The sequence below is a fragment of the Aquimarina litoralis genome (genome assembly GCF_019295435.1).
In the GTDB taxonomy this organism is placed as follows: domain Bacteria; phylum Bacteroidota; class Bacteroidia; order Flavobacteriales; family Flavobacteriaceae; genus Aquimarina; species Aquimarina litoralis_A.
Genome location: NZ_WEKL01000008.1, coordinates 131,508 through 146,964, shown reverse-complemented (window position 1 = coordinate 146,964; position 15,457 = coordinate 131,508). Strand labels below are relative to the sequence as shown.

Below are 15,457 nucleotides of genomic sequence, written 5' to 3'. Positions count from 1 at the left end.
GATTCAAATCTGCTTTAACTAAAGAACTTTCGGTTGGTTTCATCTCAGATTCAGAAATTTCTTGTGAGAATTCTTCATTTTCACAAGAAACCGCGACGAATACCAATACAAAAACCAGTAAATGTCTAAATAAATGATGTAAATAAAACACCTCTTTTTTTTCACAAAAAGTTTTCATAATTGATTGTTTTGAATTGTTTATAGAATTTGTGTTAAAATACTGGTTAACCAAAAAATAAATTGGTTAACCAATTTGAATATCACAATATTACTGAATAATTATGCCAACTCAAACGATTTCGTAAAAAAAATTATAATTTTTTAACAGCTCAATAAATTACACAGCTCTATTTTATCAATTTGATATTTCAGTGAGTTTATTGATTTATACAAGTCATAAATATTACTTTTTCCCCATAACAATGTTTGAATAAAACTGTATAATAAGGCTATTCGTATAATTTAATTGAATATATTTAGCGCTTAAACCAATTTAAATTATTTACATGAAAAAGCTCACACTCATCTTAGGGATGCTGTATGCCAGCATTTCTTTTTCTCAACAACAAGTAACTGGTACTGTAACAGACAATAACGGCTCTCCACTTCCGGGAGTTAATATTGTTGAAAAAGGAACCAGTAATGGGGTGATTACAGATTTTAATGGTACTTATAGTATTGAGGTCAATCCTGAAGGAACTTTAGTTTTTAGTTTTGTAGGATTTGAATCCAAAGAAGTATCTGTAGATTATCAATCCACAATTAACGTATCACTCTCCAGTGGTTCTGAATTGGATGAAGTATTATTAGTAGGTTCTAGAGCCTTACCCAGAAGTAATACCACCTCTTCTCTACCTATTGATGTTCTCGCATCTAAAGAGTTAGCATCTACAGGTCAAGTTACTTTTGATAAAGCACTACAATATAAAATTCCTTCGTTTAACACCGTACAAACTCCGGTAAATGATGCTACTTCTTTATTAGATCCTTATGAGATAAGAAATATGGGACCTAGTAGAACCTTAATACTTATTAATGGAAAACGTAAAAATCTTAGTTCTCTTCTATATACACAAACTTCTCCTGGACGTGGGGAAACAGGTTCTGATATTTCTGCCATTCCAACAGATGCGATAAAGCGTGTTGAAATATTAAGAGATGGAGCTTCTGCTCAATACGGATCGGATGCAATCGCCGGAGTAATGAATATTATTCTTAAAGACAATCCAAATGACGGATCAGTAACCTTAAGAACAGGTATAACTTCTGAAGGAGACGGAGAAACTATAGGTATTAGTTTAAATAATGGTGCTAGTATTGGCGATAATAGAGGTTTCTTTAACTATACTGTTGATTTTTCAAAAGTAAATCTAGCAAATCGTCCTGGGACAGTTGATGCATTAGGGGAAGCTACTGATTTTGGAGCAGATATTGCTGATGTACAAGCTTTCTTAGATTTATTTCCTGATGCTGGAAATATTAATGGGTCTCCGGAAACCTCTGCTTCTAAATTTTTGGTTAATGGAGGGTATGATATCAATGAAAATACAAACATTTATATGAATGCAGCTTATGTTTATAAAAAGGTAAATAGTTTTGCGAATTACAGAACTCCTTACTGGAGAACAGAAGCTGAATTTCCTTATCTAGCAGATTTCTTTCCAAATGGTCCTAATGGTGAATATATAGGGTATCTTCCTACTTTTGAAGGAGATCTAAATGATTATAATGCAACCATAGGTTTTAAGACTAAAAAGAATGGTTGGAACTATGATATTAGCTATACTACAGGTGGAAATACTCAAGATTACACCGTAAATAATTCTCATAATCGTAATTCTGTACTATCTCCATCAACTTGGGTAGATGCTAATGATAACGGAATTGTAGATCCAGGAGAACTTACGGAAGGATCTGAATTATATCGTGAGAATAGCCCTATTTCTTTTGATCCAGGAGGTACTAAATTTACCCATAGTGTTGGGAATATAGATATTGCAAAATTAGTTACGGATCAAATCAGTATTGGAATTGGAGCAGAGTTTAGAACCGAAACTTTTGAAATTATTGAAGGTGATCTTGCTTCTTATGATGGTGGTGGTGCAGATTCATTTGCAGGAAATAGACCAGAAAATTCTGGAAAGTTCAATAGATATAATTTTGGTGGTTATTTTGATATCTCTGCAGATATTACAGAAGACTTTTTAGTAAATGGTACTATTCGTATAGAAGATTATAGTGATTTTGGAGAAGCATTTGTTTGGAAACTTAGTAGCCGATATAAATTCTTAGAAGATAGGTTTACGGTACGGGCTTCTTTATCTACAGGATTCAGAGCTCCAACGCTACACCAAATATATACGCAGAGAGCGCAATTTAGCTTTATTCCTGGTCAAGGAATTCAAGTAGGTGGATTAATTAATAATGTTTCACCACAAGCTAGATTATTAGCAATACCACAATTGGATGCTGAAGAATCGACCAACTTTACTATAGGTTTTGGAGCAAAGATTAATAAGGACATTAATGTTACTGTAGATTACTACAATATTCAGGTAGATGATAGAATTGTTCTTAGTACAGAAATAGGAGCAACAGCAGCTGGTAATACACCACTTGATGAAGTATTACAAAACAACAATCTATCCGATGTAAGTTTCTTTGTAAATGCAATCGATACTAGAACTTCTGGAATTGATGTTGTTGCTAACTACAGAAATATTGGTGTTGGCCCTGGAAAACTAAACTTTAGCTTATCAGGAAACTATGTGATCCAAAATGAAAGAGATGGGGCTGTAAACAATCCTACTCTTGTAGCTGATGCTGGTCAATCTGTGGTAAACGACACTCAAGAAGCGCTATTCTTTACTTCTCGTCCAGAATTTAAAGCTATTCTTGGAGCGAATTATGATATTGGTAAATTTAATTTCTCACTAAACAATACCTTATTTGGGCCAACAAAATTTAGAAATCAAGGTTTACAAGATCTAGAATCTTTAGTAGGCGGCGATCCTGCTGATAGTGATGGAGGTTCTGATCTAGGTGTAGAATTTAAAACAAAAGTAGTTACAGATCTTGGTATTAATTACAATGCTACAGAAAACATTACAGTGGCTTTAAACATCAATAATATTTTAGATGTACTACCAGAATGGGAGTTTAAATCACTTACTCCTACTGGAGATGCTGTATTAAATGATCCAGATGCTGAGAAAACAGCTTTTAACTTAATTACCTTTAATGGAAGATATTCACAAATGTCTTATGATGGATACCATTTCAGCCAGTTAGGAACATTATTCAATTTATCAGTGAATTATAAATTCTAAATTATATTTCAGAATATATCTTTTTAGATATAAACTTTGAATAACTATATATCTAAAACCTTAGGGAATAATTTCTCTAAGGTTTTTTATTGTGAGCTTATTTCTAGCACATCATCAATTGTATTCTGATAACCATCAAATTTGATAAGATTATTATGAGAACCTCCTGTTATGGTTATTAATTTTTTATGAGAAGAAATCAGACTTTCAAATAATTTTTTTCCAGAAGAGTATGGTACTACCCTATCTTTAGTGCCGTGATAAATAGTAATTTTACAGCTTACTTTTTGAATAAACTTATCAGAAGGAAACTTAAACTTTAAAACACTGCTTACTGGAAATATAGGTAACCAATAAGAAGTAACATCTCCCATAGAACTAAAAGGTGTTTCTAAAACAAGATTACCTGGTTTATTTTGTGAAGCTATATTTGTAGCAATTCCTGTTCCTAATGATCGACCATAAATAATAATGTTATCTTCATCATAGTTATTCAAAACATAGTCATAAAACAGTTGTGCATCTTCATATAGATTTTCTTCTTTTTTGATCACACCAGTACTTTTACCATAGCTTCTATAGTCCATTACTACCACATCATATTGCTTTTCTACGAAAAAAGAAGCAATACGCCCCCAACGAGAAAGATTTCCTTTATTCCCATGAAAATATAAAATAACTCCTTTGGGTTCTGAAACTTTAAAATGGAGAGCATTCAATCGTGCTCCATCTTTCGTGTCTAAGAAGAACTCTTCGAAATTATAATCAAATTGATATGTGTAATCTAAAGCAAGCCTTTCTGGTTGAAAAATGATTTTATTTTGTAAAAAATAGAGCAAAACAATTAGTAATAAATAAAAAGCTACTATCCAAAATAGAACTTTTTTAAGCTTGGACATTGACTCTTTTTTTGGCATGTTGAACACCAATACTTGTGTTTGAAAGGTTAATTTTTCTAATTTTAGAATTAATAATTTCCCCTAGCATTTTATGGTAGGATTCAAAATTGTTAAGGTTCTTATGCCCTCCTCCAATCACAGTATATAAACGAGTAAGTTTAGGTTTAATTTTAGACAATTTAATACTAGATTTAAAAGGAATCAACTTATCATGAGTACCATGAATAATATGAATTGGGCAATTCACGTACTTTAACCATTTATAAGTAGGGATAGGATATCTCATAATCAGAGAGACTGGCATAAAGGGTATATATTTGGCAGCAACCTTACTTAAACTGTAATAAGGAGCATCAAGAATTAACATTTTAGGATTATTTATAGAAGCTAATTTTGTCGCGAAGCCAGATCCCATAGAACGGCCATATAAGATGATATATTTCTCGTCTACTTTTTCTTTAAGTTTATTATATACAAATTGTAAATCTCTTTTTAGCGCCTTAAAAGATCGTCTTCCTGTACTTTTTCCAAATCCCCTATAATCCAGCATACACACATCATATTGATGTCTCGTAAAATCAACAGCAAATTTACCCCAACCTTTTATACTTTTAGAATTTCCTTTTAGATATAAAACAACACCTTTAGGATTTTCCACCTTAAAATGGAGGCCATTTATAATAGCTCCATCTCTAGTTTCCAAATTGTACTCTTCTACAACCTGATTATTGTAATGAAACTCAAAATCTTTATCTAATTTCTCTGGCTTGAAAATAAAATACTCTTGCAAATAATATAAAGCGATACTAGCTATAATATACAATGCAAGAATAATAATTGCTATGTATCCCCAATTTGGCATATTACTATTCTTAAAAATGATTGTAAGTAACTAATTTACAAAAAATTAAAATGATTGCATAAAAAAACCCGCCAAAGCGGGTTCTATATTCTTCTACTAGTTCTTATTATCTTCTAGCATCATATATTCTAAAGCGAACACCAACCCTTCCGTAGATATCAAAAAACTTACTATCAATGTCTACAAGGTTATCTGTAAAATCATTGGTTGCTCCTACTTCTAACATAATATCAAACATTTCTCCTATCATTTGAGAAAAACCAACACCATATACACCACTAATCACCAACTGCTCAAATTGATCCGATTCTAAGTCAACACCGCCAAATTCGACACCAGTATTTAATCTAAAAGCTGGTCCAACGTTTATAAATGGTCTAAAACGGTCTTTTCCTCTATTGAATAAATATCGAAACTTTGGATTAAAACCTACTTGTAGAGCTTTTAAATCAGCTGTTACTTGCGATCCAAATACATTTCCAACAACTTCACTATTTCTTTGTAATACTTCGATAGAGAAAACGATACTAGTCTTGGCGCGAACACCCATTACATAACCATATCCTGCATTAAAATGGAAACCTACTCCTCTATTACTGTCTGCATTTTCAATGTTCAAGCTAGAACTTGTTATACCACCTGTAACTTCCCAACGATATTGTCCATAAGAACTAATTGAGAAGGCTACCAATAAAATAAAGAATACTGTTTTTTTCATAATAATTAGGTTTAGATTTGAGGTTAAATTCTTGACGAAAATACTAAAATTTAAAAAATGAGTATAAAAAAACCTGTCTAAACAGACAGGTTTTTGATTAGTCGTTATATTTCAACTACTTATTCTTTATGCATAAAAGCCTGCTTTTGCAATAAAAACTCTTCAGTTTCAACAATATCTTCATCAGGTACACAACAATCTACAGGACATACTGCTGCACATTGTGGTTCTTCATGAAACCCTTTACATTCTGTACACTTATCTGGAACGATGTAATAAATCTCATCACTCACAGGTTCCTGAGCTTCGTCTGCATTGACAGCTTTTCCACCAGGAAGTACCACATCTCCTTCCAAATCAGTACCATCAGCATATCTCCAATCATCTGCACCTTCATAAATTGCAGTGTTAGGGCATTCCGGCTCACAAGCACCACAGTTTATACATTCATCTGTTATTATAATTGCCATAGCTCTTTTTTATTCTAAATTTGCAACACAAAAATAACTCGTAAACTAGTTATAAACAAATAACAAATGGTATTAAATGACCGAATCACAGCTTTTTCTGAACTAGGAAAGTTCTTAAGTCAATTCAAAAACACTGGTTATGAGAAGGTTAGTGGTATTAAGAATAATGAAGATTTTTTTGATGGAATGATTCAAAAAATAACATCTGCTAAAAATCATAACGGTTGGTTTACAGAAGAGAATATCCTATTCTCATTATCACAGTGGAGTATGTTGCTCACAAAATCTAATTTAGAACAGTGGCTTTCTTCTTATGACTTAAGCAACATTACCTCCAAAACAGTTGGAATTATTATGGCAGGAAATATTCCTCTGGTTGGTTTTCATGATTTTATATCTGTTGTGATTAGTGGGCACAAAGTAATCGTCAAACAGTCATCAAACGATAATCAGTTGCTTCCTTTTCTAGCTTCATACCTCATGAATATATCACCAGAATTAAAAAATTACATTTCTTTTACAGAAAATAGAATTAATGATTTTGATGCTATTATTGCTACGGGAAGTAATAATACGGCCAGATATTTTGAACATTATTTTGGGAACAAACCGAATATTATACGTAAGAACAGAAATTCTGTTGCTGTATTAACAGGAAATGAAACTAAAGAACAATTAACCGCACTTGGCGATGATATCTTTAGGTACTACGGACTTGGTTGTAGAAGTGTATCGAAAATAATGGTACCGGAAAACTATGATTTCGATTTGTTTTTCAAATCCATGTATTCATATAATGATATTATAAAAGGTGCTAAATACGCTAATAATTATGACTATAATAAAGCTGTGTATCTAATGAGCAATTTTAAGCTTCTTGAGAATGGCTTCTTGATGTTAAAAGAAGATACAAGTTACAGTTCCCCAATTGCTACTTTATTTTATGAAACATACACTTCGAAGGAAGAATTACAGCAAAAATTTCAGTTGGATAAAGAAGATATTCAGTGTATCGTGAGTGATGAATTTTCTCAAGAAAGTATTGATTTTGGAACTACACAATCACCTTCCCTATCAGATTATGCAGATAATATAGATGTTATTGAATTTTTAACAACAATTAGCTAAATAATTTATCATTTTGACAATGTAATTGTTTTAGATTATTAGCACCTTTGTGGTGTTTTTTCTAACTGGTATAAATAACCAAAAAACAACAAGAAAAGTAACTATTAAAAATTATAAAAACTACTGATGAAAAAGCACAACTTTAGCGCAGGTCCTTGTATTTTACCACAAGAAGTATTCGAAGAAGCATCCCAAGCAGTATTAGATTTTAATAACTCTGGGTTATCTATTTTGGAGATTTCACACCGTAGCAAAGATTTTGTAGATGTTATGGAAGAAGCCCGAAGTTTAGCGTTAGAATTACTTGGCTTAGAAGGTAAAGGCTACAAAGTACTTTTTCTACAAGGTGGAGCTAGTACGCAATTCTTGATGACTGCCTATAATTTATTACAATCAAAAGCAGGATACATCAACACAGGTAGCTGGAGTGACAAAGCTATAAAAGAAGCTAAAATTTTTGGAGAAGTTATAGAAGTTGCTTCTTCCAAAGATGCGAATTACAATTATATCCCAAAAGGATACGATATCCCTAAAGGATTAGATTATCTGCATTGCACAAGTAACAACACTATTTTTGGTACTCAAATTAAAGAGTTTCCTGTAACTGACGCTCCTTTAATATGTGATATGAGTAGTGATATATTCTCTAGACAATTAGATTTTTCTAAGTTTAGTTTAATTTATGCAGGAGCACAAAAAAATATGGGACCAGCAGGTACTACTTTAGTCGTGATTAAAGAAGATATCCTTGGGAAAGTTGAAAGACAAATACCATCAATGCTTGATTATAATGTACATATCGGGAAAGGAAGTATGTTTAATACACCTCCTGTATTTGCAGTATATACTTCGATGCTAACACTTAGATGGCTAAAAAAACTTGGAGGTATTGCTGCTATTGAAGAAGAAAATGAGAAAAAAGCGAAACTTATTTACTCAGAAATCGAATTAAATCCTTTATTCAAAGGTTTTGCTGCAGAAGAAGATCGATCTACAATGAATGCAACGTTTTCACTTGTTGAAGGTAACCTAAAAGAAACTTTTGATGCTATGTGGAAAGAAGCTGGTATTAATGGTGTTAATGGACACAGAAGTGTTGGTGGATATAGAGCAAGTATGTATAATGCGATGACTATGGAAAGTGTAGCTGCATTAGTAGATGTAATGAGTGATTTAGAGAGAAAAGCATAATAAAGCACAATTCTTAAAAAAGCTGAATTCTGAAATAAGAACTAAAAACTTAAAAAATCAAACCTTTAAAATGAAAGTATTAGCAAACGATGGAGTATCACAAAGTGGTATTGATGCCCTAGAAAAAGCTGGATTCGAAGTGCAAACTACTACAGTAGCACAAGATCAATTAGTGGATTACATTAACGATAATGAAATTAACGTATTGTTAGTTCGTAGTGCTACTAAAGTAAGAACCGATATTATCGATAACTGTAGTTCATTAAAAATTATCGGTCGTGGTGGTGTTGGTATGGACAATATTGATGTAGCTTATGCTAGAGAAAAAGGGCTACACGTTATTAACACTCCTGCAGCATCATCAGGTTCTGTAGCAGAACTAGTATTTGCCCACTTATATGGAAGTGTTCGTTTTTTACATGATGCTAACAGAAATATGCCTTTAGAAGGTGATAGCAAATTTAAAAACCTTAAAAAAGCGTACGCTGGTGGTATTGAATTAAGAGGTAAGACTCTTGGTGTTATAGGTATCGGACGTATTGGTCAAGCAACGGCTAAAATAGCTATCGGAGTTGGAATGAATGTTGTAGCTTTTGATCCTTTTATAGAAGAAGTAGAAATTCCTTTGGAGTTTTTTGATGGACAATCAGTAAACTTTAAAATAAAAACAGTTTCTAAAGAAGAAGTTTTAAAGAATGCTGATTTCCTAACCCTACATGTTCCTGCACAAAAAGAGTATGTAATAGGTAAAAGTGAAATTTCGCAAATGAAAGACGGAGCTGGATTAATAAATGCTGCTCGTGGAGGCGTAATTGATGAGGTTGCTCTAGTAGATGCGTTAGAAAAAGGTAAACTAACTTTTGCTGGATTAGATGTATTTGAAAACGAACCGAAACCCGCGATCAAAGTATTAATGAATAACAAAATTTCGTTAACACCTCATATTGGTGCTGCAACAGGAGAAGCACAAGATCGAATTGGACAAGAACTTGCAGATCAAATCATTTCTATCCTGAAGTAGTCTTTCAAAAGATAAAATTTATTAACAGAACACCTTTATATTCGTTATAAAGGTGTTTTTTGTTATTCATCGACAGAATGAGCTTTTCATCCATTTTTCACAGAAATAAAGACTAGGATATACTATAATCTTAATCATAAAAAATGTAACTTTAGAACACATAATAAAAATATATAAATCATGTCTGGAATTTTAGATCTTTTAAATAGCCCAGTAGGGCAACAAATAATTAGTGGAGTTAGTAGTCAAACAGGACAATCTGCTGATAAAACTGGAAATCTGTTAAGTATGGCGATGCCAGTATTAATGGGAGCCATGCAAAAAAATGCTGCCACACCAGAAGGAGCTTCTGGTTTATTAGGAGCATTATCAGGAAAACATTCCGGTGGAGGAATTTTAGACAACCTTGGAGGACTTTTTGAAGGTGGAGTTGAAGAAAGTGTAACAAATGATGGAGCGGGGATTTTAGGACACATCTTAGGAGGTAAACAACCAGCCGTGGAAAATGCACTAAGTCAAAAATCTGGTATCGATGCTGGTTCTGTTGCCCAAATTCTTAAAGTAGCAGCTCCAATTCTTATGGGAGTTTTAGGTAAACAAGCTTCACAAAATAATGTTTCAGATGCTAATGGCCTTTCCAGTATGCTAGGAGGAATGTTAGGCGGTGGTCAAGGATCTAAACAACAATCTTTAATAGAATCTTTCCTTGATGCAGATGGAGATGGAAGTATTCTAGATGATGTTGCCGGTATGGTACTCGGTGGTGGTCAGAAAAAAGGAGGCATCGGAGGATTATTAGGTGGTTTATTTGGAAAATAAAACGTCTTTACAAATTTTATAAAACTAAAGAGTTCTTACTTCATAAGGACTCTTTTTTTATTTACCGTAATTACTTAAATTAAACTTACCAAAATGTTAAAACTATCATCTTTTTAAGTAACTTTTTGTATTTTAAAGCTATGGGAACAACAAAAAATATTATTTATATAAGTTTTATTGCTTTATTCGTTTATAGTTGTGCAACAACGAAAGAGAGAAAGCTTGATACTGCTTCAGCAGAAACTACCTCTGATACATTACGAATTGCTAATGATGAATTAGAATATGAAATTATTATAATTGAACCAGGATTTAACACGTGGTTAGTCACACAAAGACCAAGAGGATATTATAATCAAAACTTTCTAGAGGTAAGAAATCGTCAATATGTAGTCGAGTATAATCAAAGAGTTATGCAACCGCAAATTTTCGATCCAAATTTATATATCCAACAAATCAATTATGAGCATCAGACAGATTATGGGTATGAAGTAAATTATTTGTTGTATAATTATTTTCTATTTTTTCAGCAAAGATATAACCAAAGATTCTTGGTTACTAGAGGCTAAAGATCTTGACACAGTAAAGTTTTAGTTGTATTTTTGTGCTATGCAAAAATTCAAAGATCGTTGGGAAATTAATGCCAATTGGCAATTTGTTTTTCCATTATTAGGATTAGTAGGACTACTACTCTCTTCATTTCTATTAGCAAAAGGATTAATTACGAGACTGTTTAACGTAACAGAGAACCACGATTTTTTTATTTTAGGAATTTCTATTCTTACAATACTTTTATTTGCACTTTTATTGTTATTGACTCTAAAAATTTTCGATGCTTTAGAAAAAAAGTGGAATGTTACCTATCGTTGGGAACTCATTGCAATTTTTATTGCATTTGCTATAACGGGATCCACTGCGGCTAAAGTTTCTGATCCGATCTTATCACTTATTGGACTGAGTAAAGAAACTACCAATGGTTGGATCTATTGGCCTCTAAGAATATTTTTAATATTTCCTATCTATCAAGTAATTTTACTGATTGTTGGATGGTTATTTGGACAATTCAAATTTTTCTGGTGGTTTGAGAAAAAAATGCTTCGTAGAATGGGTTTTGCGAGATTTTTAAAAGACTAAGAAGCATCTACTTCAACAACATCACCTTGTACTTTCTCCTTTTTTACCACATAGGTATATATCCACATCAATGTAAACGTCGGAATAAAATCTAATCCAGGTACTCCTTCTTCTATTAGCGTAAAAAAACCGGCTGCTTTCCCTACATTTCCTTTATACATTTTAGTCATCAACCAGCCTGCTAAAGGAGCCCAAGCGATATCAATTATTTCCGTAAATGGAGGAAAAATATAAGAAAGCATTCCTATAGCATCGAATAAAATACTAAGCCCTAATTTTTTTGTTTTGTTTTCAGTCATGTTGTTTCATTTTGGGTTATCTAATTTACTAAAAACAAAGCAAATAGTATTCCAAAATAATTCTATGCCAAATCGGCTGTATTCCTGCTAGAAAGTTTTCCTTAATCTATTTATATGTATTTAATATTTAAAAAATAATACAGAATTATTGTTTCTACCTACTATAACAAGACTATCTCTAGAAATAATATCTCTTATTTCTCCAGGAGCATCGAACCCTCCTTCTTCTGCACGAAATTGTAAATTCCCTTCGTTTTTCAGAAAAATACCATCTGTAGCATCATATCTTCCAGCTTGAGGTTTCACCCCAAAAAGATTTCCTCCAAGTAATAAGTCAATATCACCATCCCGATCATAATCACCAGAGGAAATTGCAAATATCGGAGTAAGTTGTGCTGCTGCGGGTAAAGTTTGTACTGTAAACGTAGCATCTCCATTATTAATAAAAAGCATTGATTCCAAATCTGTAACGGTAGCTACAACAGAATTATTCAATTGTTCTTTTGAAAACATTTTTCCTATAGTAGCTTCTTTATAGGACTTAAAATCTGGAAATTGTTTTTTAATAGATCTTATTTGATCAATGAGATCATTGCGGATAGCATAAGGCACCGCTTCTCCAGAAGAATTATATCTAGAAAGAATAGGGTCCAGAAAACCATTTTGATCATAATCATTTACAAAGAGTGCAATCGGTTGTTCTTTAGAGGCCTTAAATGTACTATTTAATCCATGATTACCAGCGACAATGTCCCGATCTCCATCGGCATCTACATCTACGATATGCAATGTATTCCACCAGCCTTTTAGATGAGTAAGTCCATTTTCTTTAGATATAAATTTTTTCTTCGCGTGTAAAAAACAATGTATCCCCATATATTCTCCCGCGATAATTAAGTCTTCATAACCATCTCCATCTATATCTGCAAAAGTGGCATCTGAAATCATACCTATTCCTTTTAATTCTGGAAGCCAGGATTCGGTTACATCTTTAAAAATACCGTCTCCTTGATTTTCAAAAAGGTATCCATCAGAAGGCATTCCATAAGCATCTGGTTTCGAGCCCTCACCTACAAAAACATCCAAATCATTATCTCCATCAAAATCGGAGATAGCTATACAGGAAGTATTAATTGCTAAGCCTCCAAATAATGGTTCAGTTCTCTTGACCAAAGATCCTTTTTTATTAATATATAATCTATCTTTTAGCAATTCCGAATTTTTCTCTGTTTCTACTCCTCCACTTCCGATAATTAAATCTAAATCCTGATCTCCGTCCACATCTAAGAATATGGCTTCAGTATCATCAAAATCACTATCTAATCCTAAGGTTTTCCATGGAGATCTTAAGGAATTGATTTTATTTTCTTTTCCTTTAGCTCCTGAAACAAATAATTCATCAATTCCATCTGAATTCCAATCAGATAAGGATATTTTAGGCCCTTTGGTACTTCGCATATGATACAAAAAGCGATCTCGATCAAAATCCACAAATCGATTTTCGATATGCATTATAGTATCTCTATTTACTTTCTTAAATATTGTTTGGGTTTTTGAATGTTTCTTTTTTGCCATCGAAACTATCGCTTCCTCTTCTTTTATAACAATTGTTTTATTAACTGCTACATTTTCCAAATAAGAAACTTTCCCTTCAGCCCATTGTACTTCTATACTTACAGGAGCGTTTGATTTTAGTCCAACCAATAATTTTGGATCCACACAAGATTGAAAACCTCTTACCGGTTGTTGTTCGATATAGTATTCTTGTGATTTAGATCTAACAATTACTTTGCTCCCAATACCGAACTTATTACGTTCACCATGTAATACAATACTTATACTATTTCCTTTCGTGTTATTTCTATATATGGATGACTCTCCATTTACATTATTAATCACCAAATCCAGATCCCCGTCATTATCAAGGTCTCCATAAGCAGCACCATTAGAAAATCCATTAAGATCCAGACCAAACTCTTTTGCTGATTCTTTAAACTTTAAGCCATCAAGATTCTTGAAAAAATTATTTGTGATTGGACTAGAAGGGAGAAATTTAGAAAGTTTATCATAATCGAATCCTTCTTCCGAAATGTATCCTTTCAAAATCTCTTCGTTTGATATATAATTTATATAATCCAAATCGGTAAGGTCTTGATAAATACCATTGGCAACAAAAATATCTTTCAAACCATCATTATCCAGATCAAAAATTAATCCTCCCCAACTCCAATCTGTAGCTTCAAGTCCTGAAAACCGTCCTACTTCCTGGTATCCTTCTGGAGAGCTTAATTGAAAAACATTTCTCGAAAATTGATTATGATATCCAAATTTTCTATTAAACTCGGATTTATTCCAATCCATGAAAGTCGTTTTTGTTTTAATCCTTGCATCATCACGAGGTAGCATATCTGTGACAAATAAATCATTGATCCCGTCATTATTAATATCTGCCATGTCAGCACCCATAGAATTAAGGCTAATTGATTGAAAATAATCTATAAGTTCTTCTCTAAAGGTTCCATCTTGCTGATTTATATACAGGTAGTCTCTCTCAAAAAAATCATTAGATATAAAAATATCTTCCCAATTGTCCCCATTGATATCTCCAATAGCAACTCCTAATCCAAAGCCAATTTCGCTACTATAGATACCTGCTTCTTCACTAACATCAATAAAAACACCTCCTTCATTTCTCATTAATTTATCACCGCCTAGATAGTCTCTTTTAACTCTTTCATTTTGCCTTTGATCAAAAGCAGCTAAGGGTTTGTATGAATTATTCAATAAATAGGCATCCAGATCTCCATCTTTATCATAATCAAAAAAAGAAGCATGAGTTCCAAATCCAGCATCAGCAAGATTATACTTCACTGCACTTTCAGTAAAGGTTAGATCTCCATTATTAATAAAAAGCTCATTTTCTTTCCTTTCTTTATAGACACTCCCAGAGTTGCAAACATAAATATCAAGCAAACCATCCCCATTGATATCTACCATTGTTACTCCCGTAGACCACGAGCTATTTCCTCCTGTGTTTGAAGTAAGTGTAATATCTTTAAATTTAAAATTACCAAGATTAAGGTATAGCTTATTTTTTTCAAGATTTGCAGTAAAATAAATATCAGCGAGACCATCATTGTTAATATCGCCTATGGCAACACCACCTCCATTATAATAATTACGATAATTATATCCATTAAATTCTTTTTCAAAACCAAGTTGATTAACAAAAGTAATGCCTGTATGATCAGAGCTCATAAGCTCCATAACAGCTGTGTTTTTGGGTTGTTTACAGGAAGTAATAAAAATAATTGCCATAAAAAGGCACAAGAACATAAAAGAAGACTTCTTAATCATTATTAAGAGGATTTAGTAATATAATTGAGCTAGATAAACTAGGTACCACCTTATGAATCGGATATGATACTAATATTATTATTGTGCTAAATATATTAACCTCTTTGAAAAAGATAAAAAGTGAGTAACGATTTAATGTAAAGGAAAAGTTTACTTCACAATTAGTTAAATTACAAAATCATTTATACTTGATTCTATAGAAAATGACAAATCGCTTGAAGATGAACCTC

General features: G+C 32.5%; 13 protein-coding genes. 7 read left to right on the top strand and 6 right to left on the bottom strand.

Translation table 11 applies throughout. The features are described from left to right. Nucleotides 1–506 precede the first annotated feature (506 nt). A complete protein-coding gene (locus tag GBO31_RS06685; protein WP_219007559.1) occupies nucleotides 507–3,329 on the top strand; it encodes a TonB-dependent receptor in 2,823 nt (940 codons plus the stop codon). Nucleotides 3,330–3,415: 86 nt separating this feature from the next. On the opposite strand, the gene GBO31_RS06680 is transcribed toward GBO31_RS06685, so the two are convergent. From GBO31_RS06680 to GBO31_RS06665, 4 genes are all read right to left on the bottom strand, one after another. Further along, nucleotides 3,416–4,228 (bottom strand): alpha/beta hydrolase, encoded by an 813-nt coding sequence (locus GBO31_RS06680; RefSeq protein WP_219007558.1) that lies wholly within the window; start codon nucleotides 4,226–4,228, stop codon nucleotides 3,416–3,418. Continuing rightward, entirely contained in the window at nucleotides 4,215–5,090 is an 876-nt protein-coding gene (locus GBO31_RS06675; RefSeq protein WP_219007557.1) for an alpha/beta hydrolase, read from the bottom strand. The genes GBO31_RS06680 and GBO31_RS06675 overlap by 14 nt, the downstream gene beginning before the upstream one ends. A gap of 106 nt (nucleotides 5,091–5,196) precedes the next feature. Further along, nucleotides 5,197–5,808: an outer membrane beta-barrel protein gene (locus GBO31_RS06670; RefSeq protein WP_219007556.1), complete on the bottom strand. Its 612-nt coding sequence runs from the start codon at nucleotides 5,806–5,808 to the stop codon at nucleotides 5,197–5,199. A gap of 119 nt (nucleotides 5,809–5,927) precedes the next feature. After that, complete coding sequence (locus GBO31_RS06665; RefSeq protein ID WP_219007555.1) at nucleotides 5,928–6,278, bottom strand: 4Fe-4S dicluster domain-containing protein; 351 nt, start codon at nucleotides 6,276–6,278, stop codon at nucleotides 5,928–5,930. A gap of 66 nt (nucleotides 6,279–6,344) precedes the next feature. Between GBO31_RS06665 and GBO31_RS06660 the strand changes: the two genes are divergently transcribed. From GBO31_RS06660 to GBO31_RS06635, 6 genes are all read left to right on the top strand, one after another. Beyond that, a complete protein-coding gene (locus GBO31_RS06660) occupies nucleotides 6,345–7,406 on the top strand; it encodes an acyl-CoA reductase (RefSeq protein ID WP_219007554.1) in 1,062 nt (353 codons plus the stop codon). A 126-nt stretch (nucleotides 7,407–7,532) separates the two neighbouring features. Next, nucleotides 7,533–8,597, top strand: a complete 1,065-nt coding sequence (gene serC / locus GBO31_RS06655) for a 3-phosphoserine/phosphohydroxythreonine transaminase (protein ID WP_219007553.1) — start codon at nucleotides 7,533–7,535, stop codon at nucleotides 8,595–8,597. Nucleotides 8,598–8,667: 70 nt separating this feature from the next. Next, on the top strand, nucleotides 8,668–9,618 hold the full coding sequence (locus tag GBO31_RS06650; protein WP_219007552.1) for a D-2-hydroxyacid dehydrogenase: 951 nt from the start codon (nucleotides 8,668–8,670) through the stop codon (nucleotides 9,616–9,618). Between the two features lie 180 nt (nucleotides 9,619–9,798). Next, complete coding sequence (locus tag GBO31_RS06645; protein WP_219007551.1) at nucleotides 9,799–10,437, top strand: DUF937 domain-containing protein; 639 nt, start codon at nucleotides 9,799–9,801, stop codon at nucleotides 10,435–10,437. Between the two features lie 140 nt (nucleotides 10,438–10,577). Then, on the top strand, nucleotides 10,578–11,006 hold the full coding sequence (locus GBO31_RS06640) for a DUF6146 family protein (protein ID WP_219007550.1): 429 nt from the start codon (nucleotides 10,578–10,580) through the stop codon (nucleotides 11,004–11,006). Between the two features lie 40 nt (nucleotides 11,007–11,046). After that, on the top strand, nucleotides 11,047–11,571 hold the full coding sequence (locus GBO31_RS06635; protein ID WP_219007549.1) for a DUF6787 family protein: 525 nt from the start codon (nucleotides 11,047–11,049) through the stop codon (nucleotides 11,569–11,571). Here the strand turns inward: GBO31_RS06635 and GBO31_RS06630 are convergent. Next, complete coding sequence (locus GBO31_RS06630; RefSeq protein WP_219007548.1) at nucleotides 11,568–11,870, bottom strand: hypothetical protein; 303 nt, start codon at nucleotides 11,868–11,870, stop codon at nucleotides 11,568–11,570. The genes GBO31_RS06635 and GBO31_RS06630 overlap by 4 nt on opposite strands. A gap of 120 nt (nucleotides 11,871–11,990) precedes the next feature. Further along, entirely contained in the window at nucleotides 11,991–15,227 is a 3,237-nt protein-coding gene (locus tag GBO31_RS06625) for an FG-GAP repeat domain-containing protein (protein ID WP_219007547.1), read from the bottom strand. Between the last annotated feature and the right edge of the window lie 230 nt (nucleotides 15,228–15,457).